Source organism: Conchiformibius steedae, from assembly GCF_014054725.1.
Taxonomy (GTDB): domain Bacteria; phylum Pseudomonadota; class Gammaproteobacteria; order Burkholderiales; family Neisseriaceae; genus Conchiformibius; species Conchiformibius steedae.
The window spans coordinates 127387-151642 of record NZ_CP059563.1; the positions used below are offsets into that span (position 1 = coordinate 127387).

26 protein-coding genes are annotated in these 24256 nt (G+C 53.4%); 17 read left to right on the plus strand and 9 right to left on the minus strand.

Going from position 1 to position 24256, the window contains the following annotated elements:
* The first annotated feature begins 27 nt into the window (after window positions 1-27).
* Window positions 28-456, plus strand: coding sequence for a 50S ribosomal protein L13 (gene rplM / locus H3L98_RS01005; protein ID WP_027022038.1), 429 nt, complete (start codon window positions 28-30; stop codon window positions 454-456).
* Between the two features lie 9 nt (window positions 457-465).
* Window positions 466-858, plus strand: coding sequence for a 30S ribosomal protein S9 (gene rpsI / locus H3L98_RS01010; RefSeq protein ID WP_027022037.1), 393 nt, complete (start codon window positions 466-468; stop codon window positions 856-858).
* A 52-nt stretch (window positions 859-910) separates the two neighbouring features.
* Here rpsI and H3L98_RS01015 read toward each other — a convergent pair whose 3' ends face one another.
* Window positions 911-1678 (minus strand): ADP-ribosylglycohydrolase family protein, encoded by a 768-nt coding sequence (locus H3L98_RS01015; protein ID WP_027022036.1) that lies wholly within the window; start codon window positions 1676-1678, stop codon window positions 911-913.
* Between the two features lie 128 nt (window positions 1679-1806).
* On the opposite strand from H3L98_RS01015, the gene aroC reads away from it, so the two are divergent.
* The 6 genes from aroC (at window position 1807) to H3L98_RS01045 (ending at window position 9828) form a co-directional block, all read left to right on the plus strand.
* Window positions 1807-2904 (plus strand): chorismate synthase, encoded by a 1098-nt coding sequence (gene aroC / locus H3L98_RS01020; RefSeq protein ID WP_027022035.1) that lies wholly within the window; start codon window positions 1807-1809, stop codon window positions 2902-2904.
* A 5-nt stretch (window positions 2905-2909) separates the two neighbouring features.
* Window positions 2910-4616 (plus strand): single-stranded-DNA-specific exonuclease RecJ, encoded by a 1707-nt coding sequence (gene recJ / locus H3L98_RS01025; protein ID WP_027022034.1) that lies wholly within the window; start codon window positions 2910-2912, stop codon window positions 4614-4616.
* Window positions 4617-4648: 32 nt separating this feature from the next.
* Window positions 4649-5467, plus strand: coding sequence for a bifunctional DNA-formamidopyrimidine glycosylase/DNA-(apurinic or apyrimidinic site) lyase (gene mutM, locus H3L98_RS01030; protein WP_027022033.1), 819 nt, complete (start codon window positions 4649-4651; stop codon window positions 5465-5467).
* Window positions 5468-5581: 114 nt separating this feature from the next.
* The gene (locus H3L98_RS01035) at window positions 5582-6511 is read left to right on the plus strand and encodes a LysR family transcriptional regulator (RefSeq protein ID WP_027022032.1); all 930 of its coding nucleotides are present in this window, start codon (window positions 5582-5584) and stop codon (window positions 6509-6511) included.
* 125 nt (window positions 6512-6636) lie between these two features.
* Complete coding sequence (locus tag H3L98_RS01040; RefSeq protein ID WP_051532074.1) at window positions 6637-8802, plus strand: RelA/SpoT family protein; 2166 nt, start codon at window positions 6637-6639, stop codon at window positions 8800-8802.
* Between the two features lie 147 nt (window positions 8803-8949).
* Complete coding sequence (locus H3L98_RS01045) at window positions 8950-9828, plus strand: Slam-dependent surface lipoprotein (protein WP_027022030.1); 879 nt, start codon at window positions 8950-8952, stop codon at window positions 9826-9828.
* A 69-nt stretch (window positions 9829-9897) separates the two neighbouring features.
* Here the strand turns inward: H3L98_RS01045 and H3L98_RS01050 are convergent, their stop codons facing one another.
* Entirely contained in the window at window positions 9898-10320 is a 423-nt protein-coding gene (locus tag H3L98_RS01050) for a hypothetical protein (RefSeq protein WP_027022029.1), read from the minus strand.
* Between the two features lie 76 nt (window positions 10321-10396).
* On the minus strand, window positions 10397-11023 hold the full coding sequence (gene yihA, locus H3L98_RS01055; protein ID WP_027022028.1) for a ribosome biogenesis GTP-binding protein YihA/YsxC: 627 nt from the start codon (window positions 11021-11023) through the stop codon (window positions 10397-10399).
* A 153-nt stretch (window positions 11024-11176) separates the two neighbouring features.
* On the opposite strand from yihA, the gene H3L98_RS01060 reads away from it, so the two are divergent.
* The 6 genes from H3L98_RS01060 (at window position 11177) to grxC (ending at window position 16973) form a co-directional block, all read left to right on the plus strand.
* A complete protein-coding gene (locus H3L98_RS01060) occupies window positions 11177-11800 on the plus strand; it encodes a c-type cytochrome (protein WP_027022027.1) in 624 nt (207 codons plus the stop codon).
* A 302-nt stretch (window positions 11801-12102) separates the two neighbouring features.
* Complete coding sequence (locus H3L98_RS01065) at window positions 12103-12762, plus strand: DUF421 domain-containing protein (RefSeq protein ID WP_027022026.1); 660 nt, start codon at window positions 12103-12105, stop codon at window positions 12760-12762.
* A 3-nt stretch (window positions 12763-12765) separates the two neighbouring features.
* Window positions 12766-14781 carry a cytochrome c biogenesis protein ResB gene (locus tag H3L98_RS01070; RefSeq protein WP_034333563.1) on the plus strand — a complete coding sequence of 672 codons (2016 nt, stop codon included), beginning with the start codon at window positions 12766-12768 and terminating at the stop codon, window positions 14779-14781.
* Window positions 14768-15412, plus strand: coding sequence for a membrane protein YczE (gene yczE, locus H3L98_RS01075; RefSeq protein ID WP_027022024.1), 645 nt, complete (start codon window positions 14768-14770; stop codon window positions 15410-15412). Before H3L98_RS01070 ends, yczE begins: the two co-directional genes overlap by 14 nt.
* A gap of 24 nt (window positions 15413-15436) precedes the next feature.
* On the plus strand, window positions 15437-16681 hold the full coding sequence (gene ccsB, locus H3L98_RS01080; RefSeq protein WP_051532073.1) for a c-type cytochrome biogenesis protein CcsB: 1245 nt from the start codon (window positions 15437-15439) through the stop codon (window positions 16679-16681).
* 22 nt (window positions 16682-16703) lie between these two features.
* The gene (gene grxC / locus H3L98_RS01085) at window positions 16704-16973 is read left to right on the plus strand and encodes a glutaredoxin 3 (protein ID WP_027022022.1); all 270 of its coding nucleotides are present in this window, start codon (window positions 16704-16706) and stop codon (window positions 16971-16973) included.
* Between the two features lie 46 nt (window positions 16974-17019).
* On the opposite strand, the gene pgi is transcribed toward grxC, so the two are convergent.
* Window positions 17020-18690 (minus strand): glucose-6-phosphate isomerase, encoded by a 1671-nt coding sequence (gene pgi, locus H3L98_RS01090; protein ID WP_027022021.1) that lies wholly within the window; start codon window positions 18688-18690, stop codon window positions 17020-17022.
* Between the two features lie 44 nt (window positions 18691-18734).
* Here pgi and H3L98_RS01095 point away from each other — a divergent pair, with 44 nt between their 5' ends.
* Window positions 18735-18998: a hypothetical protein gene (locus tag H3L98_RS01095; RefSeq protein WP_084481880.1), complete on the plus strand. Its 264-nt coding sequence runs from the start codon at window positions 18735-18737 to the stop codon at window positions 18996-18998.
* On the opposite strand, the gene H3L98_RS01100 is transcribed toward H3L98_RS01095, so the two are convergent.
* From H3L98_RS01100 to pgl, 5 genes are read right to left on the minus strand one after another with little or no spacing between them, the layout of a single operon-like run.
* The gene (locus H3L98_RS01100) at window positions 18922-19707 is read right to left on the minus strand and encodes a 1-acylglycerol-3-phosphate O-acyltransferase (RefSeq protein ID WP_246327829.1); all 786 of its coding nucleotides are present in this window, start codon (window positions 19705-19707) and stop codon (window positions 18922-18924) included. The genes H3L98_RS01095 and H3L98_RS01100 overlap by 77 nt on opposite strands.
* 1 nt (window position 19708) lies before the next feature.
* Window positions 19709-20581, minus strand: coding sequence for an SIS domain-containing protein (locus H3L98_RS01105; protein WP_027022019.1), 873 nt, complete (start codon window positions 20579-20581; stop codon window positions 19709-19711).
* 24 nt (window positions 20582-20605) lie between these two features.
* On the minus strand, window positions 20606-21184 hold the full coding sequence (nudE, locus tag H3L98_RS01110; protein ID WP_034333562.1) for an ADP compounds hydrolase NudE: 579 nt from the start codon (window positions 21182-21184) through the stop codon (window positions 20606-20608).
* An 18-nt stretch (window positions 21185-21202) separates the two neighbouring features.
* A complete protein-coding gene (locus H3L98_RS01115; protein ID WP_027022018.1) occupies window positions 21203-22186 on the minus strand; it encodes a glucokinase in 984 nt (327 codons plus the stop codon).
* Window positions 22167-22853 (minus strand): 6-phosphogluconolactonase, encoded by a 687-nt coding sequence (gene pgl, locus H3L98_RS01120; RefSeq protein WP_027022017.1) that lies wholly within the window; start codon window positions 22851-22853, stop codon window positions 22167-22169. Before pgl ends, H3L98_RS01115 begins: the two co-directional genes overlap by 20 nt.
* A gap of 136 nt (window positions 22854-22989) precedes the next feature.
* Here pgl and lysM point away from each other — a divergent pair, with 136 nt between their 5' ends.
* Both lysM and H3L98_RS01130 read left to right on the plus strand, forming a co-directional pair.
* Window positions 22990-23514, plus strand: a complete 525-nt coding sequence (lysM, locus tag H3L98_RS01125) for a peptidoglycan-binding protein LysM (RefSeq protein WP_027022016.1) — start codon at window positions 22990-22992, stop codon at window positions 23512-23514.
* A gap of 97 nt (window positions 23515-23611) precedes the next feature.
* Window positions 23612-24241, plus strand: coding sequence for an alpha/beta hydrolase (locus H3L98_RS01130; protein ID WP_027022015.1), 630 nt, complete (start codon window positions 23612-23614; stop codon window positions 24239-24241).
* The last annotated feature ends 15 nt before the right edge of the window (window positions 24242-24256 follow it).

The window sequence follows — 24256 nt, forward strand, 5'->3', positions numbered from 1 at the left end:
ATACCGAATTTATTGGATTACCCTATTATGAAAACCTTTTCAGCGAAACCGCACGAGGTGCAACGCGAATGGTTTGTAATCGACGCCGAAGACAAAGTACTCGGTCGTGTTGCAGCCGAAGTTGCCCGCCGTCTGCGCGGCAAACATAAGCCCGAATACACCCCCCACGTGGACACTGGTGATTACATTATTGTGATTAATGCCGACAAATTGCGCGTGACTGGCAACAAATTTGAAGACAAAAAATACTACCGTCACTCTGGTTTCCCCGGCGGTATTTACGAGCGCAGCTTCCGCCAAATGCAGGAAAAATTCCCCGGTCGTGCTTTGGAAAAAGCCGTAAAAGGCATGTTGCCCAAAGGTCCTTTGGGTTATGCCATGATTAAAAAACTGAAAGTGTATGCTGGTGCCGAACACCAACACGCTGCTCAACAACCCAAAGTTTTGGAAATTTAAGGACACCAGATGAACGGTAAATACTATTACGGCACCGGTCGCCGCAAAAGCTCTGTTGCCCGCGTGTTCCTGCAAAAAGGTAGCGGTCAGATTATTGTAAACGGTCGTCCCGTTGATGAATTCTTCTCACGTGAAACCAGCCGCATGGTGGTGCGTCAGCCTTTGGTTTTGACTGAAAACGCTGAAGCCTTTGATATTAAAATCAATGTAAGCGGTGGTGGTGAAACCGGTCAATCTGGTGCCATCCGTCACGGCATTACCCGCGCCCTGATTGACTACGATGCTGCTTTGAAACCTGCTTTGTCTCAAGCTGGTTTTGTTACCCGCGATGCGCGTGAAGTGGAACGTAAAAAATTCGGTCTACGCAAAGCACGCCGCGCCAAACAGTTCTCCAAACGTTAATTGTTTGCCTGCAAACGCCCCGAAAATGTTCGGGGCGTTTTTTTGTATGGGATTACATGGGGATATTTAACAAGACTTCGGTGATGTCGTCAGGCAGCGTCCGCAGCGTTTTTTGACGAATGGCGGGGGCGATGCCGCGATAATAGGCTTCGGCAACCGCGCCTGTAAGCGTGGCAACCGCCGATACATTCCCACCCAGCGATACCGCCAAACGCAGTGCGTGTTCAAATGTTTCGCTTTCAAAAAAAGCGGTAAGCGCCACAGGCACAATATGCGGGCTGCTGTGATGAAAATGGTAGTTTGGGCGGATGCGGCTGAGGCTGCGCCCCACATCATAGCCAAACAAACGTGCTGTGTTGTCGCGGATAAAGGCTTTGCTTTCGCCCGTCCGCGCCCAAAAAATGGCAGCGGCGACGGCTTGCGCCCCTTTAATGCCTTCGGTGTGGTCGTGGGTGACCACCGCGCTGTCGCAAGCCATATTCAGCGTTTCCGATAAGCTGTTAAACGCCCACCCCACCGCCGACACCCGCAATGCTGCCCCTACCCCAAGGCTACCATAAGGTTCAGGTGTACCTTGCCACAGCCAATTGCCAAAATTTAGGCTGTAGGCATCGTGCGGATGCGGATAACGGCGACACCATTTTTGCAAATACACCGCAGGGCTTTGGCTGCACCCATTCAACACCCAATCGCCCACCGCAGCCGTGCAGATGGTTGGCGTGCCATAGGCGCTATCGCGGGTAAACAGGGTAAATTCGGTGCTTTTGTGTTCTGGCGCAAAGCGTGAGCCGACCATATTGCCAATGGCTGCACCCAGCATAATCTTTCCTTAATATTCCGATTAAACAGCATTATAGCGCATTTATCGGTACACACTAAACACAATCCCGCCGCACGCCCGCGCCGCTCTGTGCTACACTCGGTTTTTGTTTTGCAAGGATAAACCGCATGGCAGGCAACACTTTCGGACAACTGTTCCGCATCACCACTTTTGGCGAAAGCCACGGCGCAGGCTTGGGCTGTATTATTGATGGCTGTCCGCCGCAGCTGGAACTGAATGTCGCCGATATCCAGCACGACCTAGACCGCCGCAAACCCGGTACCAGCCGCCACGTTACCCAACGCCGCGAAGCCGACCAAGTAGAAATTTTATCGGGCGTGTTTGACGGCAAAACCACCGGCACGCCCATTGCCCTGCTGATTCGCAATACCGACCAACGCAGCAAAGACTATGGCAATCTTGCCGAAAGTTTCCGCCCCGGCCATGCCGATTACAGCTATTGGCACAAATACGGCATCCGCGATTACCGTGGCGGCGGACGCAGTTCAGCCCGCGAAACCGCCGCCCGTGTTGCCGCAGGTGCGGTTGCCAAAAAATGGCTTAAACAACAATTCGGTACGCAATTTATCTGCTACGTTACCCAAATCGGCACACAAACCATCGCCTTTGAAAGCGAAGATTTTATTGACGAAAATCCCTTTTTCGCCGCCAACCGTTCCCAAATCCCCCAATTGGAAGCCTATATGGACAGCGTGCGTAAATCGCTGGATTCCGTGGGCGCAAAATTACATATTGAAGCGCGGAATGTGCCTGTCGGTTTGGGCGAACCCGTGTTTGACCGCCTAGATGCCGATATTGCCCACGCCCTGATGTCGATCAACGCCGTCAAAGCCGTGTCTATCGGCGCAGGTTTTGACTGCGTGGCACAACGTGGCAGCGAACACGGCGACGAACTGACCCCGCAAGGCTTTTTATCCAACCACGCAGGCGGGATTTTGGGCGGGATTTCCACAGGGCAAACCATTGTTGCCGACTTTGCCATCAAGCCCACCAGCAGCATCGCCACCCCGCGCCAAAGCATCGATATTCACGGCAATCCCGTACAAATCGCTACCCATGGACGACATGACCCCTGTGTCGGTTTACGCGCTGCGCCCATTGCCGAAGCCATGCTTGCCTTGGTGCTGGCAGACCACGCCCTGCGCCACCGCGCCCAAAATGCCGATGTGCGCGTCAGCACGCCCGATATTGCCCAAAACCGCTAAACACCATGTCTCACGCCAAACTGATTGCCCGCCGTCCCGTTGATTCCGCTGCCCAAGCCGCTTTGGAACAGGCAGGTACACCCCCGCTGCTGGCACGGCTGTTTGCCGCCCGCCACGTTGCGTCCGCTGACGAATTGGGCGACTCACTCGCCGCGCTGCTGCCCTATCAGGCACTCACAGGCTGCACCGCCGCCGCTGCACGTTTGGCAGATGCCATACATCGTCAAGAAAACATCCTGATTATCGCCGATTACGACGCAGACGGCGCCACCGCCTGCACCGTTGCCGTCAAAGGCTTGCAAGCCATGGGCGCAAAAACCGATTTTTTCGTTCCCAACCGCTTTGAACACGGCTACGGACTCACCCCCGAACTGGCAGACATCGCCCACACACGCGGCGCAGAACTGATTGTTACCGTGGATAACGGCATTTCCAGCAGCGAAGGCGTTGCCCGCGCCCGCGAATGTGGCATGGATGTGATTGTTACCGACCATCACGTTGCCGGCGACCGCGTTCCCGACTGCATTATCGTCAATCCCAATCAAAAAGGCTGCACCTTTCCCAGTAAAAACCTAGCGGGTGTGGGCGTGATTTTTTACGTTTTAACCGCTTTACGCGCCGAATTGCGCCAACGCGAATATTTTTCCACCACACGCCCCGAACCCAATTTGGCAGAACTGCTGGATTTGGTGGCATTGGGCACCGTTGCCGACGTTGTCCCGCTTGACCGCAACAACCGCATTCTCGTTTCGCAAGGGCTGAAAAGAATGCGCGCAGGCAAAATGTGCCACGGCATTCACGCCCTGTTTGCAGCCGCTCGCCGCGACCCGCGCAAAGCCCAACCCTTTGATATGGGTTTTGCCCTTGGACCACGCCTGAACGCCGCAGGGCGTTTGGACGATATGTCAGTAGGCATTGCCTGTTTGTTGGCAGATAATTTGGAAACCGCACAAAGCCTTGCCGCCGAATTAAACAGCCTGAACCAAGCCCGTCAGGAAATCGAGCAAGGCATGTTGGCGGATATTTTAAGCAGCTTTCCCGCCAGCCTGCCCCCGCAGCAACTCACCCTGTGCGCCTACCGCGACGATTTTCATCAGGGCGTAACAGGCATTGTGGCAGGACGTTTGAAAGAACGTTTTTACCGTCCCACTTTTGTTTTTGCCCCCGCAGGCAAGGGCGAAATCCGCGGTTCAGGACGTTCCCTACCCGGATTGCATCTGCGCGATGCCGTGGATATGGTGTCCAAACGCTGTCCGAAGCTGATTTCCCGTTTTGGCGGACACGCTATGGCAGCGGGTTTGAGTATGCGTGAAGACGGCTTGGCAGAATTTGAGCGCGTATTGGAACAAGTCGTATCCGAATTGGCAGACGAAGATTTGCTGTCGCAAACCTATTTGACAGACGGCAGCTTGGACAGCAGCGATTTAACCCTGCCCGTTGCCCGTGAGCTGGCGCGTCCCGTGTGGGGACAAGGATTTCCCCCGCCCAGTTTTGCCGACGAATTCAGCGTATTGCGCCAACAGCGTTTGGGTGGCGACAAACAACACCTGAAAGCGTGGCTGAAAAAAGACGGCTGCGAATTTGAAGCCATGTTTTGGCGTTGCCCGCAAGATTTGCCTGAACACATCCGCATGGTGTACCGCCCCACTGTAAACGAATGGCGCGGCAATGAAGAATTGCAGCTGTATGCCGAACATTGGGAAGCGGTTTAAAATCCATTTTTAATTAATTAATAATAAAGATTATGCCTGAATTACCCGAAGTTGAAACCACCTTGCGCGGGATTGCCCCGCACATCAGCGGCAAAACCCTTGCCAATGTACAGGTGCGCCAGCCCAAATTGCGTTGGGCAGTACCTGCCGATTTATCCGATGTGCTGCGCGGGCAAACCGTGCGCGACTGCCAACGCCGCGCCAAATACCTGCTTATCCGTTTTGATACGGGCATGGTTTTGATTCATTTGGGGATGTCGGGCAGTTTGCGTGTGTTTCGCGGCGACGCGCCTGCCGCAGGCAAACACGACCATGTGGATTTTATTTTTAATGATGATACGGTTTTGCGTTACCACGACCCGCGCCGTTTTGGGGCGGTTTTGTGGTTTGCGGGCGCGGCAGAACATCATCCCTTGCTGGCAAATTTGGGTCCCGAACCTTTAGAAGCGGATTTTACCGCGCAATATCTGTTTCAGGCATTGCACAAGCAGTCGCGCCCGATTAAAACGGCGTTAATGGACAATGCGGTGGTGGTGGGCGTGGGCAATATTTATGCCAACGAAAGCCTGTTTCAAGCGGGATTGCTGCCGTCCCGCCCCGCCAAATCGCTTACTTTGGACGACTGTACCCGTTTGGTGGCAGCAGTAAAAGCAATTTTGGCGCGAGCGATTGCCACAGGTGGCAGCACGCTGCGCGATTTTGTGGACAGCGAAGGCAAAAGCGGTTATTTTCAGCAGGAATACAAGGTGTATGCCCGTGCGGGACAGCCTTGTTTACACTGCGGTGCGCCTGTGGAAAAAACGGTTATCGGGCAACGTGGTACGTTTTTTTGCCCTGTGTGTCAAGTATAGTCAATATGCTTTATTTCTCATACGGCGTTGGCGTGCCTTGCCGTACTTTTGTACTGTCTGCGGCATCGCCGCCTTGTCTGAAAAATAAATCACATTAACTATATAAACTACATGATGGAATCCATTTTAGAACTGCGTCATCTGCGTACATTGGCGGCTTTGGCAGACACGGGCAGCTTGGCGGTGGCTGCGCAACGGGTGTTTTTAACCCAATCAGCGTTGTCGCACCAAATCCGTGCTTTGGAAAAACATTTTGATACGCCGCTGTTTGAACGCAAATCCATGCCGCTGCGTTTTACCCCCGCAGGCGAACGGCTGTTGAAGCTGGCGCACGAGTTATTGCCTTTGGTGGCAGCGGCGGAACGCGATTTAACCCAAATCGTACACGGCGAAGCGGGACAGCTGCGTTTGGCGGTGGAATGCCACACTTGTTTTGATTGGCTAATGCCTGCCATGGGCGTGTTCCGCCCACAGTGGCCACAGGTGGAATTGGATATTGTGTCGGGCTTTCAGGCAGACCCCGTTGCCCTGTTGTTAAGCCAAAGGGCAGATTTGGCGATTGTATCGGAAGCCATCCCCCAGCCCGAAATTGTTTATCGTCCGCTGTTTGCTTATGAAATGGTGGGCATTTGCGCCCCCGACCACGCTTTAGCAGAACGCAAAATCTGGCAAGCCGAAGATTTTGCCGCCGAAACGCTGATTACCTATCCCGTGCCTGATGATATGCTGGACTTACCACGCAAACTGCTGCTGCCGCAGGGCATCAATCCGCCGCGCCGCCACAGCGAATTAACCATTGCCATTGTGCAACTGGTTGCCAGCAGACGCGGCGTGGCGGCACTGCCGTATTGGTCGGTGATGCCCTATGTGGAAAAAAACTATGTGGTGGCGCGTCAAATCGGTACGCCACCGCTGCAAAGCGAGTTATACGCCGCTTTACGCCGTCAAGACCAAGACCGTATTTATCTCAATGATTTTTGCGATATTGTCCGCCGTGAAGGTTTTGCCACCCTGCCCGGTTTAAGCCGTTTGAGTACAGATTAGGCGGACCTCATTTGCTTTGCCCCAAATAGCGCCGCATCAGCAAATAGAGGCACGCCCTAAAGCTGCTTCCCATAATCCCCCGCATCGGCTATATTGACGCATCACCCGCCATCAGGAGATGCACCATGACCGAACTGCGCCAATCCTATCTTAACTACGCCGCCGCGCAAGAAACCGCGCCGCGCCGCGTATTGGAAAACGCCCTCGCCCTTGCCGAACAACACTATCCCGCCGATGCACGCGGCACACAGGCAGGCGAACCGCTGTTGCCGCGTTTGCTGTCTGCTGCACAAATGGTGGCGGATATGGATTTGCTTGCCGATGCCGTTGCCGCCACCGTGCTGACCGACCTGCCCGCCTATGCCAACGACTGGGAAACCCTGATTAGCGAACAATGCAGTCCCACCGTTTGCCAACTCGTTCACGGTATAGACGAAGTCCAAAAACTCACCCATTTTGCCCGTGTAGATGCCCTTGCCACCCCCGAAGAACGCGCCCAACAAGCCGAAGCCATGCGTAAAATGCTGTTGGCGATGGTGTCCGACATCCGTGTCGTCCTGATTAAACTCGCCCTACGCACGCGCACCATGCAATATCTCGGACAAGTGCCCGATTCCCCTGCCACCCGCGCCCTTGCCAAAGAAACATTGGATATTTTCGCGCCCTTGGCAAACCGTTTGGGTGTGTGGCAACTCAAATGGCAGCTGGAAGACCTCGGTTTCCGCCATCATAATCCCGAAGAATACCGCCGCATCGCCACCCTATTAGACGAAAAACGCGAAGAACGCCTAGAATATATTGACAATTTTCTCAATATTTTGCGCGGCGAAATGGATAAAGCCCGCATTCATTACGATGTTGCAGGTCGTCCCAAGCACATCTATTCCATTTACAAAAAAATGGTGAAGAAAAAGCTGGATTTTGACGGCTTGTACGACATCCGCGCCGTGCGTATTTTGGTGGACAGCGTGGCAGAATGTTACAGCACCTTGGGCATTGTCCACAGCCTGTGGCAACCGATTCCGGGTGAGTTTGACGACTACATCGCCAACCCCAAAGGCAACGGCTACAAAAGCCTGCATACCGTGATTGTCGGACCGGAAGACAAGGGCATTGAAGTGCAAATCCGCACCTTTGAAATGCACGAATTCAACGAATTCGGTGTGGCGGCGCACTGGCGTTACAAAGAAGGCGGTAAAGGCGACAGCGCCTACGAACAAAAAATTGCTTGGCTGCGACAATTGCTGGACTGGCGCGAAAACATGGCGCAAAGCGGCACGGAAGACCTTGCCGCCGCCTTTCAAACCGAATTGTTTAACGACACCATTTATGTGTTGACCCCGCACGGCAAAGTGCTGTCGCTGCCTGCAGGCGCGACCCCCATTGATTTTGCCTACGCCCTGCACAGCGATTTGGGCGACCGCTGCCGCGGCGCAAAAGTGGACGGGCAGATTGTGCCTTTATCCACCCCCTTGGAAAACGGACAGCGCGTGGAAATCATCGCCGCCAAATCAGGCGAACCCTCGGTAAACTGGCTGCACGAAGGTTGGGTAAAAAGCCACCGCGCCATCAGCAAAATCCGCGCCCATATCCGCCGCCAAAACGCCGAAACCATCCGCGAAGACGGCAAAAACCGTTTTGACAAAATCATCGCCAAAATCCACCCCAAACCCAACCAGCAGCAGCTGTGCGAAAAACTCGGTTTTAAGCAGTTGGACGAGCTGTACAGCGCACTCGGACAAGGCGAACTTACCCCACGCGCCGTCCAAAAAGCCTGTGAAACCACCCCACCGCCACCGCCCGCATCGCCGCAAAATATTGTCCGCAAATCCAAAATCAAAGCAGGCGGCAACGGCGTATTGATAGACGGCGAAGACGGCTTGCTGACCAATCTGGCAAAATGCTGCAAACCCGCCCCGCCCGATTTAATCGCAGGCTTTATTACCCGCGACCGCGGCGTATCCGTGCATCGGCAAAGTTGCAGCGATTTTGCCAACCTCTCGCGCCAACACCCCGAAAAAGTCCTGCCCGCAGCATGGGCGCAGGCTTCGGCAGAACAAGTGTTTGCCATCGGCATTGAAGTCCGCGCCCACGACCGCTCGGGCTTGCTGCGCGACGTATCCGACACCCTTACCCGCCACAAAATCAACGTAACCGCCGTACAAACCCAATCGCGCCAAATGGAAGCCACCATGCGTTTCACTTTAGAAGTCAAACAAGTAGATGATTTACCGCGTGTTTTGGCATCGGTGGCAGAAGTGAAAGGCGTAACGGGCGTGATGCGTTTGTAAACTCCGCTGCCTGAAAACCGTTCTGTGGGTTTTCAGGCAGTTTGCCCTTTATTTACCAGCCGAAAGATTGCCAAAACCCCCATATTCTGCCAATATAAGCGCCGTGCCTCACCGAACATATTTTTATCCATATCAATAAGGTAGATTATGAAAACCCTTTTTAGCACACTCGCCCTTACCCTGCTGCTAACCGCTTGTGGCAGCAGCGGCACTTCCCTGCAAGAACTGCCCTACCCCAACACCCATCAAGGCAAGCCCTCTGGCACCCAAGCAGGCAATAATCAAAATCATGGCGGAAATCATCCCGCCACCAATCCGCCCAACACCTCTGCGGGTAATCCAAACAATAGTGGAAACAGCAACCAGCCCACTACCCAGCCACCTAAATCTACTGTGATTACAGGTGATTATTTTGGTGAAAAATACGAGAAATTTTCCCCCGATACCAGCATTCACACCCCCAATGGCAAATTGGAAATTTTACAAGTTGAAGGACAAAGTATTGCCCTGATTCCCGAAGATGCCATTAATCGCACTAAAGATAGTGATTTTTTTGATTGGGACAAACAAACTGAATACGGTATTATCGGTACACACTTAAAATATGCCCGCTATGGCACAGTTTCCACATACAAACACCCCAGTAAAGATTTTGCCTATTTGTTTGCCCAAGGCAGCCAAAGTGAATCTTTACCCAATAAAGGAAGTGCCACTTATCGGGGACGCGCTTTAGCATTAGTGGATGATGAAAAAGATGATTTCAAAGGAACATCACAATTCACTGTTGATTTTGGCAAAAAAACTTTAGAGGGTACTTTGTCATTTACTGGGCAATACCGAGACATCCCTTTACGCGCCACCATTCAAGGCAGCCATTTCCAAGGTACGCATAATAAAGTCTTTACCAAAGGTACATTTTATGGCGATAACGGCGCAGAATTAGCAGGCGTGTTTGACGAACGTGAAATTGCCGACCAACCTGCCAGCGGTAAATTTGGCGGTGCATTTGGCGCAAGCAAACAATAATTTATTCTCATAAGCAAACCCCATATCCTGTTTACACGGGATATGGGGTTTGTATTGCTTAATCAAGCATTATTTCAGTTTGGCAGTGGTGGCTTTATCCAGCTTGCAGTTATCTACCACAATGCGGTTGGTATTGCCTTGGCGCACTGAAAATACGCCGCCGTTTTTTTGGTCTAACGTTTTGGCATCCAAAGGCTCAGTTGTCCACAATGTGCCGCCTGCGCTGGCAAAACGGCTCACTTGCTTGCCGTTTTCTACAGGGAATAATCCGGGGGAAATCACATCGTTTAATTTTACCTGCGCTGCGACAATGCGCCCTTTGTGCATACCGTACATCACGCCCAATTGAATGGTGTCGTCTTTTTTACCGTTTAACCAGCGGCATTCGTACAGCACTTCTTTTTTGCTGTCAATCACCAAATCATCGGCAAGTGCGCCACCACAGGCAAACGCGGCAGCGGCTATAGCGGCAAAACGGAAGATTTTTTGCATGGCAGTTCCTTTCGGTGCAATCGGGTTGAAAGTGCCATTATAAACCTGTGCCTTGTTGTGATGTGTTGGCATGGCGTTAAACTTCGTTGTCGGCGCGGGTGTGGTCTGATGCAAACCATGCGCCTACGGCGGCTTCGGCTTCGTCTATGCCCTGTTTTTTTAGGCTGGAAAACAGTTGTACCGAAATTTGCTGTGTTTGTGCCATGCCGCGCAACGATTGTTTGACTGCCGACAAGGTTTTAATTTGTTCGTTCTTGGATAATTTATCGGCTTTGGAAAGCAGGATATGCACGGGCTTGCCAGTGGGCAGGAAAAATTCCAGCATTTTTTTGTCGGAATCTTTTAAGGGGTGGCGGGCATCCATAATCAGCACCAAACCGCGCAGTTGCGGGCGGGTTTGCAAATACTGTCCCAGCAGCGTTACCCAATGGGTGCGTATGGCTTCGGGTACTTGGGCATAGCCGTAGCCCGGTAAATCCGCCATAAAGCAGCCGTTAGACAGCTCAAAAAAGTTGATGTGTTGGGTGCGCCCTGGGGTTTTGGACACAAACGCCAAACGCACATGGTTGCATAAGGTGTTAATCGCGCTGGATTTTCCTGCGTTGCTGCGCCCCACAAAGGCAATTTCGGCGGGGGTGTCGGGCAGGTCTTTCAAGTGATTGACGGTAGTAAAAAATTTGGCGTTTTGAAACAGACGGCTCATGGTTCGGGCATTTGTGTAGAATCAAGATATTGTATAGAATACCATGTTTGACGCGGCGGCAGGCGGATTTGTGCGTTTTCCGCACCGTTGCAAGCATAACGACAACAACGGTTGCGCTGTTGCGGCGCAGCCCATTATTCAGGAGCATTTTCCATGAAACGACTGATGGTACCTGCGCTGTGGCTGTTGGGTGCAACGGCTGTTGCCGCGCCCGCTGCCGATTTGGCTAAAGGCAAACAAATCGCCGAAACGGTGTGCGCTGCCTGTCATGCCGCTGATGGCAACAGCAGCATTGCTGCTTATCCGCGTTTGGCGGGTCAGCATCCCGCATTTATTTACAAACAAACCAAAGACATCAAAGAAGGCAAACGCACCACCGGTTCATCAGCGGCAATGATGCCGATGGTGCAGGGTTTGAGCGATGAAGACATCCGCAATGTGGCGGCGTTTTATGCCAAACAGCCGCCGCGTTCGGGCGAAACCAATCCCAAACCCGACCCGAAATTGGGCGCAAAAATTTTCCGTGGCGGCTTGCCAGAGAAAAAAATCCCTGCTTGCATGGCGTGCCACAGCCCCAACGGTGCGGGCATTCCTGCTGCAGGTACGGCAGTTACCGCCTATCCGCGTTTGAGCGGTCAGCACGCCGATTATGTGGTCACCCAGCTGAAAGCCTACGCCGCCGACCAGCGCACGGGCAATATGATGCGCGACATCGCCAAACGCATGAGCGAAGAAGACATGAAAGCCGTGGCGAACTTTATTCAAGGTTTGCACTAGGGCATATCCCTATTTACTTATGCGGCGGTGTTTTTGGTATAAACCCGCGTCTGCCGCGTTAAAAATCCTTGCAAGGTGTTCAACCTTGCGCGGATTTTTGCCTTGCATACACGGATTTCTACTCAAAAAACCGCTTGGCAAAGCAAATAGGGACACGCCCTAAATTGATTTTTTGATGCCGCGTTCAGTATCTTATACTGACAATAGCTTCAATCTATTACAGGCTGCCCAAGCGGTAAAACCGTTTCGGGCAGCCTGAATCCGCGTTAAAATCGCCGTTTCTACCGCCCGCCATGCCCTACATGACAGCCCCACACCTGTTTGCCGCATTCAAACTGCTTGCCGGTTTTGCCACGGTTGCCGCTTATTTAACACTCAAGCGCAAAACCCAAATCCAAGCATTAACGCCCATTGATGTGATGGGCGGTTTGCTCATTGGCGGCATGGCAGGTAGCACCGTTTATCAACCTGACACCGCCGTTTTATCCTATCTGGCACAACTGCTTGCCGCCATTGGCATCATGCTGCTGCTCAACCGTTTTCTGTATCCCGCCGCCCGCCCAAGCACAACGGATAAAGCCCTGTCCGTTATCATCAACGGCAAACTGCAACCCCATCTGCTCAAAGCGCGTACCCCCTTTCACCTGCCCGATTTTATGGCGCAACTGCGTTCACGCGGAATTTACTCGCTGCGCGAAGTGGATTTTGCCCAAATTGAAGCAGACGGCACCCTCACCGTTATCAAACACGGCGAAGGCAGACGCAATTTCCTGCTCGCGCACAAAGGGCAGATTTTGGCAGGACAGCTCAAACAAATCGGCAGAGACCCCAACTGGCTGATTGCTGCGCTTGCCGAAATGGGCATTGAATTAGAAGATGTTTTTCTTGCCGAACTGGCAAACGGCAACGAACTGTATGTGGTGCGCAACAACGCCGCCACCGCCGTCAATATATTGGACTGACCCATGTCAAAAATCCCCCTTATCCGCCGTCCGTGGTTTGCCTTTTTAAGTTCCATGCGTTTTGCCGTGGCGCTGTTGTGTGTCTTGGCGATTGCCTCGGTTATCGGCACGGTGCTGCAACAAAATCAGCCCCCGCAAAACTATGTCGTTAAATTCGGACCGTTTTGGGCGGAAATGTTCCGTTCTTTGGGTTTGTTTGACGTTTACGCCTCATGGTGGTTTGTGCTGATTATGCTATTTCTTGTGATTAGCACAGGGCTGTGTCTGTGGCGCAATATTCCGCCCTTTTTGCGCGAGATGCGTTCGTTCCGCCTCAACGCCACCGCCAAATCGCTGACCCACATGCGCCACAACGCCGCCCTTCCCCAGCTGAATCCCGCCGTGGCACAGCGTTATTTGGAAGTAAACGGCTTCCGCGTCAAAAGCCAAAGCCGCGACGACGGCACACTATTGCTCGCCGCCAAAAAAGGTTCTGCCAACAAATGGGGTTATATTTTGGCGCACAGCGCCCTAATTGTGATTTGCATTGGCGGATTGATTGACAGCAACTTATTGTTAAAACTGGGTATGTTGGGCGGGCGCATTGTGCCTGAACAAAACGCCGTGTTTGCCCGCGATTTTCAGCCACACAGCATTTTAGGCACGCAAAACCCCTCTTTCCGCGCCAATGCCGAAATCGTAGAAGGACAAACCACTTCCGCTGCCTTTATCAACGCCGACAAAGGCATGCTGCTGCAAGAACTGCCCTTTAGCGTGGAACTGAAAAAATTTCATATTGATTTTTACGATACGGGCATGCCCAAAGATTTTGCCAGCGACCTGCGCATTACCGATACCGCCAGCGGCGAAGTCATCAACAAAACCATCCGCGTCAATCACCCCTTTACCCATCGCGGCGTTACCCTGTATCAGGCAAGCTATGGCGACGGCGGTTCAGACGTGCAGTTTCGCACATGGAATTTGGGCGGAAACGGCGAAGCCGCCGCTATGAAAGCCGTTTCCCAACGCCAATACCCCCTTGATTTGGGCAGCACGGGACAATACCGTTTGGAATTTGGCGAACTGCGCGTGTATAACGTAGAAAACTTGGACAGCCCCGACACCCCCGACAACCTATCGGGCAAGCTGCACGAAGTGCGCAGCGTGCGCCAAGACAAAAAATTTCAAAATGTCGGACCCACCATTACCTTTAAAATCCGCGACCGTGCAGGACAAGCCCGCGAATACGTCAATTATATGCTGCCGCTGTTGCGCGAAGGCAGCCTGTACTTTGCCACAGGCGAACGCGCCAACGCCAACGAACCCTACCGCTGGCTGATGATTCCCGCCGATGCACAGGGCAAACCCGACAGCTTTATGGCATTGCGCGAAACCCTGCGCCGTCCCGAAGCACAAGAAAAAATCATTGCCCAAGCCGCTGCCGCCGTTAGCGAAGAAGTGCGCCCGCAGTTTCAAGAAGCCGTCAAACACCTGTTGGCACAATTTCAACGCGGCGGTTTTCACACCATCGACAGCCACATTAAAAACACCGTTCCCGCTGCCGAACAGCAAAAAACGGGCGAGCTGATGTATCAGATTTTAATCGGCGCGATGCACCACGCCCTAGACGAAGCCCTTGCTTACAAACAGCTTCCCGCCATGCCCGCAGGCGAAGCACGGAATAAATTTATTCTCAACAGCTTGGATGCCTACACAGGTTTAACGCAATTTTCCGCGCCCGTGCTGCTGCAAATGACAGGTTACAAGTCCGTGAATATGTCGGGGATTCAAATGAGTAAATCCCCTGGTGCAGGCTTGGTGTATTTGGGTTCGCTGCTGCTGGTGTTGGGAACGGTATTTATGTTTTATGTGCGCGAAAAACGCGCATGGCTGCTGTTTGACGGCGACAACGCCCATTTTGCCATGTCCGCAGCGCGAAACGAGCGCGAATTAAACCGCGAGTTCCCCGAACATCTGCACAAATTAAGCGTATTGGCACAAGAAACGGCGGAAAGCCCACAAGCACATGAAAAACCGTAAAGTTTTACCGCATACGCGCTGGTCTGCGCCCTCACTGTGGCGACCCACGCCCTTGTCGCTGACGGTATTGCTACTGTCGCTGGCATTGTTTGGCGTGGGCGAAGCGATGTTGGTGCTGGGTGCTTTGGGTTCAACACCGTGGACGGTACTGGCACAGGGCATTGCGCTGACCACGGGTGTGGGTTTGGGTTGGGTAACGTTTGCTGTGAGCGCGGTGGTGCTACTGTTGTGGCTGCCGCTGCGAATGCGCCCTGGTATCGGTACGCTGTGCAATATGGTGGTGATTGCAGCAGTGTTGGGGTTGATGGTGCAACTGTTGCCCGCGCCCGATGCGCTGTGGGCAAGACTGCTGTTGTGCATGGGTGGGGTGCTGACGGTGGGAACGGCTTCGGCATTGTATTTAACCTGCCATTTGGGTGCAGGTCCACGAGACGGTTTGATGGTAGGCATCTGTCGTGCTACGGGCTGGCGCATCGGCGTAGTGCGTACTGCTTTGGAAGTATCGGTATGCGCGGCAGGCTGGCTGTTAGGCGGAACATTTGGCGCAGGCACGCTGCTGTTTGCCTTTGGCGTGGGCTGGGTGGTACAGGCAGCCGTGGCATGGATTGCGCCCGCCACGCCATCACAATAATGATTTTTAACGAAAGGACACACCATGAGCCACCATTCATCTGACAGGATTCCAGCACCGCCGCTGCCGCAGCACGAATTGTTGCAGCAACGTGCGTTTCTCAAAACCCTGCGCCCGTCTGACTGGCTGTTTGCCGCAGTCGTACTGACAATAACCATCACAGCACACATCAAAATCCCGCATCACATGGATGTGTATGAAGTGGCGATTTTATGGTCAAGTGCTGCCATTGCCATTGGTTTGGGCTGGTTTTTCAAGCCCATGCGCTGGTTTATGCTGGGAACGGCTGCTGCTGCGGGTTTGGCGGTGTGGCTGTATGCGGGCAACATCGCCCACGCCAGCGACCAAATCGCTGCTGCCACAGGCAAAGCCCAAGGCAAATTTTTACTGCGCTACTTTTTAAGCAGCCAATCCGCCGTGATGTGGCAATGCGCCCTGACCATATTGGCGTTTGCTGCTTACAGCGTGGGCGCACTCGCCGCACGTCAGGCACAAAAACGCCGTCCCGATGCCCCCACAAGTAATTTGTTATTGAATTTAGGCACAAATCTGGCATGGGCAGGCGCGTTTGCAGGCTTTACGGGATTGCTGGTGCGTTGGCACGAAAGCTATCTGCTGCGCCCCAACAACGGACACATTCCTGTGTCTAACCTGTATGAAGTGTTTATTTTATTTATGGTGATTACCGCGCTGATGTATCTGTATTACGAGAAAAAATTTGCCATGCAAAAGCTGGGCGGATTTGTGTACGGGCTGATGTGCGTATTGGCGGGTTTTGTGGTGTGGTACAGCGTTTCGCGCGGCGCACACCAAATCCAACCGCTGATTCCCGCCTTGCAATCGTGGTGGATGAAAATTCACGTTCCCGCCAACTTTATCGGCTACGGCGCATTTGGTATGGCGGCGATGTTCGGTATTGCCGAGCTATTGGCACTGCGCGGCAGCCGTTTCCTGCCCGACCCCGCCCATATTGAAGAAGCCATGTACAAAGCCATTGCGGTTGGCTTTCTATTTTTTACCATTGCCACCATTTTGGGCGCACTATGGGCAGCAGACGCATGGGGACGCTACTGGAGCTGGGACCCCAAAGAAACATGGGCGTTTATCGTTTGGCTGAACTACGCCGTGTGGCTGCACATGCGTTTGGTGGCAGGCTGGCGCGGTAAAGTGTTGGCGTGGTGGGCGATTATCGGCTTGTTTATTACCGCTTTTGCCTTTGTGGGCGTGAATATGTTTTTAAGCGGACTGCATTCCTACGGACAACTTTAACCTTTTATAGAAAGACACACACATGAACACCCATCCCGTTATTCTGTACACCCGCCCCTTCTGCCCCTACTGCACCCGTGCCAAAGCCCTGTTGGCACAAGTGGGCGCGGATAATGTTCAAGAAATCAATATTGACGGCGACAACGCCCTGTTTGAAGAAATGCAAACACGCAGCAACGGCGGGCGCACCGTTCCGCAAATCTTTATCGGCGACACCCATGTTGGCGGTTTTACCGATATGGCAGCCCTACACCAGCAAGGCGGATTGCTGCCGCTGTTGGGTATCAGCTAACCGTTAAACAAATCAACGCCGTTTCCATACAGAAACGGCGTTGATTTTAATCCAGCAAATGACACGTTCCGTCCGTTTCACAATTGGCACGGCGGTAACGTTTAATCAAACGCATGGTAGAAGCATCGTGCGCCTGCGTGTCCATTTCGCCCGTCAGTTCCGCCAACACCGTTTTTGCCAACTGCTTACCCAATTCCACGCCCCACTGGTCAAAGCTGTTAATCCCCCACACCACGCCTTGCACAAACACCTTATGTTCATACAGCGCCACCAGCGCACCCATATTAAACGGGTCAATCTTTTCCAATAAAATCATATTGGTCGGACGGTTTCCCGAAAAGGTTTTGTGCGGGATTAGGGCTTGTGCTTCGGCTTCGCCCATGCCCGCTGCCAACAGTTCCGCACGCGCCTCTTCGGCGGTTTTACCGCGCATAAACGCTTCGGCTTGGGCAATGGCATTGCTTAACAAAATTTCGTGATGCCCCGGTAAATTGCTGCGTTTTTCCAAAGACACAATCAAATCCGCAGGCGTTAAATGTGTGCCTTGGTGCATCAATTGGAAAAAAGCATGTTGTCCGTTAATGCCTGTTTCGCCCCAAATAATCGGTCCTGTGGTGGTGGTAACAGGCGTACCGTCTGCCTGAACCTGTTTGCCGTTGGATTCCATGTCCAATTGCTGCACAAATTTGGGAAAACGGTGTAAATTCTGGTCGTAAGGGGCAATCACATGGGTAGATGCGCCGTAAAAATTGCTGTACCAAATCCCCAGCAGTGCCAAAATCACAGGCATATTGCGTTCAAACGGGGTGTGCGCAAAATGTTGGTCCATCAGGTGTGCGCCTTCCAGCATACGCACAAAATGGGTTTCGCCCAAATACAGCATAATCGGCAGACCAATCGCCGACCACAGGCTGTAACGTCCGCCTACCCAATCCCAAAATTCAAACATGTGTTCGGTATCAATACCAAACGCGGCAACGGCTTCGTGATTGGTGGACACGGCAACAAAATGTTTGGCAATATCCGCTTCGCCCGCATCGCGCAAAAACCATTCGCGGGCAGTACGGGCATTGGTCAGGGTTTCCTGCGTGGTAAAGGTTTTGGACGCAATCACAAACAGGGTGGTTTCGGGACGTACTTTTTCCAGCACCCCGCGCAGCTGCGTACCGTCTACATTGGACACAAAGTGCATGCTTAAACGCTCGTGTCCGTAGGGCTTGAGCGCAGAACACATCATCAACGGTCCTAAATCGGAACCGCCGATACCGATATTGACCACATCGGTAATGGCTTGACCTGTGTAGCCCGTCCAACGTCCGCCGCGCACGGCATCGGCAAAACGCCCCATTTTGGCTAATACGGCGTTTACCTGCGGCATCACGTTTTCGCCGTCTTCATACACGGGCGTGTTGCTGCGGTTGCGTAAAGCGGTATGCAAAACGGCACGTTGTTCGGTCAGGTTGATTTTTTCCCCGCCAAACATCGCGCCGATGCGTTCTTGCAAACCGCTTTGTTGCGCCAATTCAATTAAATGGGCAAGTACGGTGTCGTCAATGCGGTTTTTGGAATAATCCAGCACCATTTCGCCCACTTCCAGCCAATAGCGTTCGGCGCGTTGCGGGTCTTGGGCGAACAGTTCGCGCATGTGTTGGTTGCGGGTGCGTTGAAAATCGTGTGTGAGGGCTTGCCATGCGGGCAAATCGACAGGGTGGGTCATTATTGTTTATCCTAATATTTTATCGTTAAAACAGGAAAATCATCATGTGGCATATTGTATTGATGGGTTATGTGTTTACCACACTGATGTTTGCCGTGGCGCAACCGGGTTTGGCACGGCAGTTGATTTATTTGGTGGTGTTTACCGTATTGCCTACGCTGTTTGCGTTCTGGGTGGCGATGGTGCGCCGCCGCAACCGTTTGATGAAATTACAGGAAAGGCGGGCAGAAATTACGGCAGCAGACGCTGCGGATTCGGACTGTCAGACAACACCTGTTGGCGAAGATACGCCTCCACGCGGTCTTTAATGGCAAAACGGTCGCCTTCGGGGCGCATGGCATCGGCAAAATCCACGCGCACCACGATTTCGCGCAAACGCAAAATCCGCCACAACGACACAAACAGGTTGATATCGGCAAAGGAAACGGCTTCGGTGCGCTGCCCTGCTGCGTCGTAATAGCGCAAGGCGGCGGCGCGTATGGGCGCGTCTGCCTGAATTGCGGCTTGGAACAGGGCGGCTTTCAGCGGCAACACGCCGTTGCCTAATGAGGTTCGCGCTTCGGGGAAAAAGCACACATTGCCACCGCTGCGCAAGGCTTGGGCAATGGCGGCATTGATGGGGTCAATGTCTTTACGGCTGCTGCGGTCAATAAACACCGCACCCGCATTGCGTATCATTTTGCCGATAAAAGGCCAACGCTGCAATTCAGTCATGGCAATAAAACGGCAGGGATACACCGACACCAGCACAAAAATATCCAGCCACGACACATGGTTGGCAACCAGCAAAGTGCCGTCTGCCACCACGGGCGCAGCGGGATTGTCCACGCGCACCGCCATAATGCGCAGACATTCTTCGCCCATCTGCTGCAATACGCGGCGGCGCGTGGCATCGTCCGCACCATCCAAACGGCGCAGGCGCAGCGCGGTACGCAGCAGCCAAGCCAGCAGCCGCGCCAAACGCCACGCCATCACCGCATAAGCGGTGCGCGTTTTGCGGGTCACCAAAGCTGTCATATTAAGCAGCGTTTGAAGTATCGGCAGCGTCACCGTCTGCCGCCACATGGTGTTTGCGCACGCTGCGTTTCACCTTTTCCAACTGCAGACTGATGGTTTCGCCAAAACGCAATGCCAAACCGATTGCCAAAATATCCACCACCGCCAATTGCAGCATGCGCGACACCATCGGCGTATAACGGCTGTTGTCTTCCTGCACCGCCACGGGCAGCACACAGTCTGCCAACTGCGCCAAGGGGCTGTCACTGCGGGTAATGGCAATCACTTGTGCGCCGTTTTCTTTGGCAATGCTCACCGAATCCAGCAGCTCGATGGACGAACCCGAATTGGAAATCACCACCAGCACATCATCGGCACTCAATACCGCTGCCGCCATCAATTGCGTGTGTGTGTCCGAATACGCCACCGTAGAAATGCCGAAACGGAAAAACTTGTGTTGCGCGTCCTGCGCCACAATGCCCGAATTGCCTACCCCGTAAAACTCAATACGGCGGGCGTGGGTCAGCATGGCAACAGCGTTTTCCAAATCGCTCTGATTCAGGCTGCGACGCGCGCCCAATAAGGCAGCGGCGGTGTTGCCCAACACTTTTTCCATCACATCGCCCATGCTGTCATCGATGTTTAATTCGGCATGCACATAGGGCAAACCCGAATGGCTGATGCTGGCAGACAATGCCAATTTGAATTCGGGCAAGCCTTTATAACCCAAGCTGCGACAGAAACGGATAACCGTGGGTTGGCTCACACCCGCACGTTCGGCGATTTCTGCCACCGCAGCATGAACAAACCATTTGGGTTCTGCCAAGGCGCATTCGCCTACTTTGCGTTCGGCGGCAGACAGGGTGTTTAACTCTTCACTGATTTTGCTAAGCATAATATTTTCTCTCTGACTGAATCATTAAAGCGCTATTTTACCGTGTTTTGCTGCAAAAACGTTCTCAAATAAAAACAATGATGCCAATACCCGTGCATCGCCCATTTCGGGATGCGCCAGTAATTCGGGAATTTTATCCAAATCAACAAACACTTGCTGCAAGGGTTCGGGTTCATCGCCCGATAAGGCAGAGGGGCGCAAACCTTCGGCAATAAACACGTGCATGGGGCTGAACATGTGTCCGGGCGAGATATACAGGCGGCGCAGTAGGGTAAATTCATCGGCGGCAAAACCGATTTCTTCCTGCAATTCGCGGTTGGCTGCCTGTTCGGGCGTTTCACCTTCATCAATCAGCCCTTTGGGGAAGGTTAATTCGTAACGCTCGCTGCCTACGGCGTATTCACGAATCATAATCAGGCGGTTTTGATACACGGGCAACACCATCACGGCACGGCGGCGGGCTGGGGTGAGCCGTTCATAGGTGCGTTTTTGCCCGTTGGCAAACTGCAAATCCACGCTTTGCACCTGAAAAACAGCCGTTTCTGCTGCCACGCGCACCGATAAGATTTCGGGTGGGGTTAAGTCGTTATCCAAATAATTCATTGTTTCAATTCCTTTATATTAACGGCGCAAATGGTTGTGCAATGCCGCCGCTGCGCCTTCAATGCCCGGATAAGGGCTTAATACCACATAAGCAGGCACGTCTGCCAAATAATCGGCAAAACGCCCTTTGTCTTCAAAACGGCGGCGGAACGGCGATTGTTTAAAATAATCCGCAAAACGCGGCACAATGCCACCGCACACATACACACCGCCACGCGCGCCCAAGGTCAAAACCAAATTAGACGCTGCCGTTCCCAGCATGGCACAAAAAATATCCAAAGTTTCACGGCACAGCGGCGATGTGCCGTTAAGTGCCTGTGCGGTGATGTCCGCAGGCGACCAATCCAGCGGTACGCTGTGCGCCTGCTGCTGCGCCAAAGCCTGATAAATCAACACCAGCCCCGCACCGCTTAACAAACGCTCGGCGGAAACGTGTCCGAACTGTTTGCGGGCGTATTGCCAAATCATCACTTCGGTATCGTCAAACGGCGAAAAGCTAACATGTCCGCCCTCGCCTGCCAACGCTGTCCACCCTGCGGCAGACGGAATCAGCCCGCTTACGCCCAAGCCCGTTCCCGCACCAATCACCGCTTTGGGCGCGTCTGCCGCTGCCTTACCGCCACCAACTTGCACCAAATGATGTTCTGCCGTGCGCGACACCGCCAAAGCCTGCGCGGTAAAATCGTTTAACAGCAACAAAGTTTCCCAAGCAAAGGCTTGGCGCACCGCTTCAATGGAAAACGCCCAATGATGATTGGTCATCTGCACCCAATCGCCGCGAATCGGGTTGGCAATGGCAAAAGCGGCGTGGCGCACCGTTTCGCCGTGGGCATATTCACGCAAATAGGCGGCAACGGCATCGTTTATGGTGGCGTAATCGGCGCAGGGCAACACGGCTGTCCGTTCCCATTGTTCGGGCGCGGTTTGTAAAGCAAAACGGGCATTGGTTCCGCCAATATCCGCCAACAGGCGCGGATAGCCGTTAAGGGTGGCTGTACACATCAACACGCACCTTTTCGGAATGTAAAATCAGGCTGACAGGCAAATCCATTCGCGCCCGTTCTGCTGCCTGTTGATAAACAGCCAGTTTTTCTGCACCGCCAATGGCAAGGAATACGGCAGCGGCGCGTTCAATCGCGGGCAGGCTTAAAGTTAAACGCTCATGCGGGGCGGTAAGGGGGCTGGTGTGCAGCAGCGCGGGCGCATCGGGTGCCAGTGCGGCGGACAACTGCGGCGCTTGCGGAAACAGACTGGCGGTGTGTCCGTCTGCACCCATGCCCAACACCACCACATCGGGCTGAACAAAATGCTGTTGGGCAAACGGCAATGCCACAGCAGGCGTGGGCGCAAGTTCGCCGTCTGCAATTAAAGGCAGCCAACGCGCCACAGCAGCACGGTTTTGCAGCAGGTATTCGCGCACCAAAGCGGTGTTGCTGTCGGCGTGGGTGGTGGCGACAATGCGTTCATCGACTAAAGTGATGTTCACACGCGACCAATCCAAATCTTGTGTGTTCAATGCCTGAAAAAAGGCAATTGGTGAACGTCCGCCCGACACGGCAAGCGTGGCATGGGGCTGACGGGAAAGGGTGTCGCGCAAAGCATTGGCAACGGCTTGTGCCAGCGCAAACGCGGCACTGGGGGCATCGGTAAAAGTATGGTGCTGAATCATGGCAATGGGAACCAATAACAAATAATTTATATTGTAGCGCAAACTCTGTCAAAAAACGCGCTGCGCCCATCATTGGCACAATCGCCAAAATGCCGTTATACTCGCCCTTTTATCACACACACACAAGGACACACACATGGGCTTGTTCAGTTTTATTCAAGACGCGGGCGCAAAATTATTCGGTTCGGACGACCCCGCCGAAGTCTCTGCCAAAATCAAAAGCCATTTGGAAGAACAATTATTGGGCTTGCACCAGTTGGAAGCCGATTACAACCCCGAAACCAAAACCGTGATTTTAACGGGCATCGCCCCCGACCTGCCCGCTTCTGAAAAAGCGGCTTTGGCTGCGGGCAATGTTAGCGGTGTGAAACATGTGGACAACCGCTTAAAACTGCTGGTACAGGTAGCCGCCGAAGCCGCTGCCCGCCGCGAAGCTGCCGAAGCCGAAGGCGGTGCGCCCTCTGCCGCGGAAAACGCCGAAGCCGCCGCTGCCACCGAATCCCGTTTTCATGATGTGGTAAAGGGCGACACCCTGTCTGCCATTGCCAAGCAGTATTACGGCGATGCCAACCAGTACAACAAAATTTTTGAAGCCAACAAACCCATGCTTACCGACCCGAATAAAATCTATCCGGGACAAAAATTGCGTATTCCCGACTAATTATTCTATTTAAAGTCCGCTTTTCGGGGCAGACAGACACACCACAGTCTGCCTGCCCCGTTTGTATTTTGGATTTAACCGCCCAGTAGGAACACTTATGCTCAAACCCGATACCGTGCTTACCCTCAACGGCCCCGCAGGGCTGTTGGAAACCCTGTATATTCCCGCCAAAGGCAGCGAACGCGGCGTGGCAGTGATTAACCACCCCAATCCCACCCAAGGCGGCACGTTTACCAATAAAGTGATTCAAACCGCCGCCAAAGTGCTGGCAGAACTGGGCTATCACTGCTATCTGCCCAATTTGCGCGGCACAGGCAACAGCGAAGGCACATACGACCACGGGCGCGGCGAAACCGATGATTGCGTGGCAGTGGTGGATTTTGCACGGGCGCAGCACCCGCAGGCGCAACAGCTGGTGTTGGCAGGGTTTTCATTTGGTGGCTATGTGGCGGTGTTTGCCGCACAACAGCGCAGCCCCGATATTTTGCTGCTGATTGGCGCAGCTTTGGGACATTATCCCGTTCCCGCCCCCGCCGTTCCCGACACCTCGCGCACCGTGATGATTCACGGCGCAGACGATGAAGTGGTGGCATTGTCCAAGCCTTTGGCTTGGGCAGCGCCGCAAAACCTGCCTGTGGTGGTTTTGCCCGAATGCTCGCATTTTTTCCACGGCAAACTCGTCCCCCTGCGCGACACCGTGCGCCGATTTGTCCTGCCCTTAATTTAATACAATAACAAACCG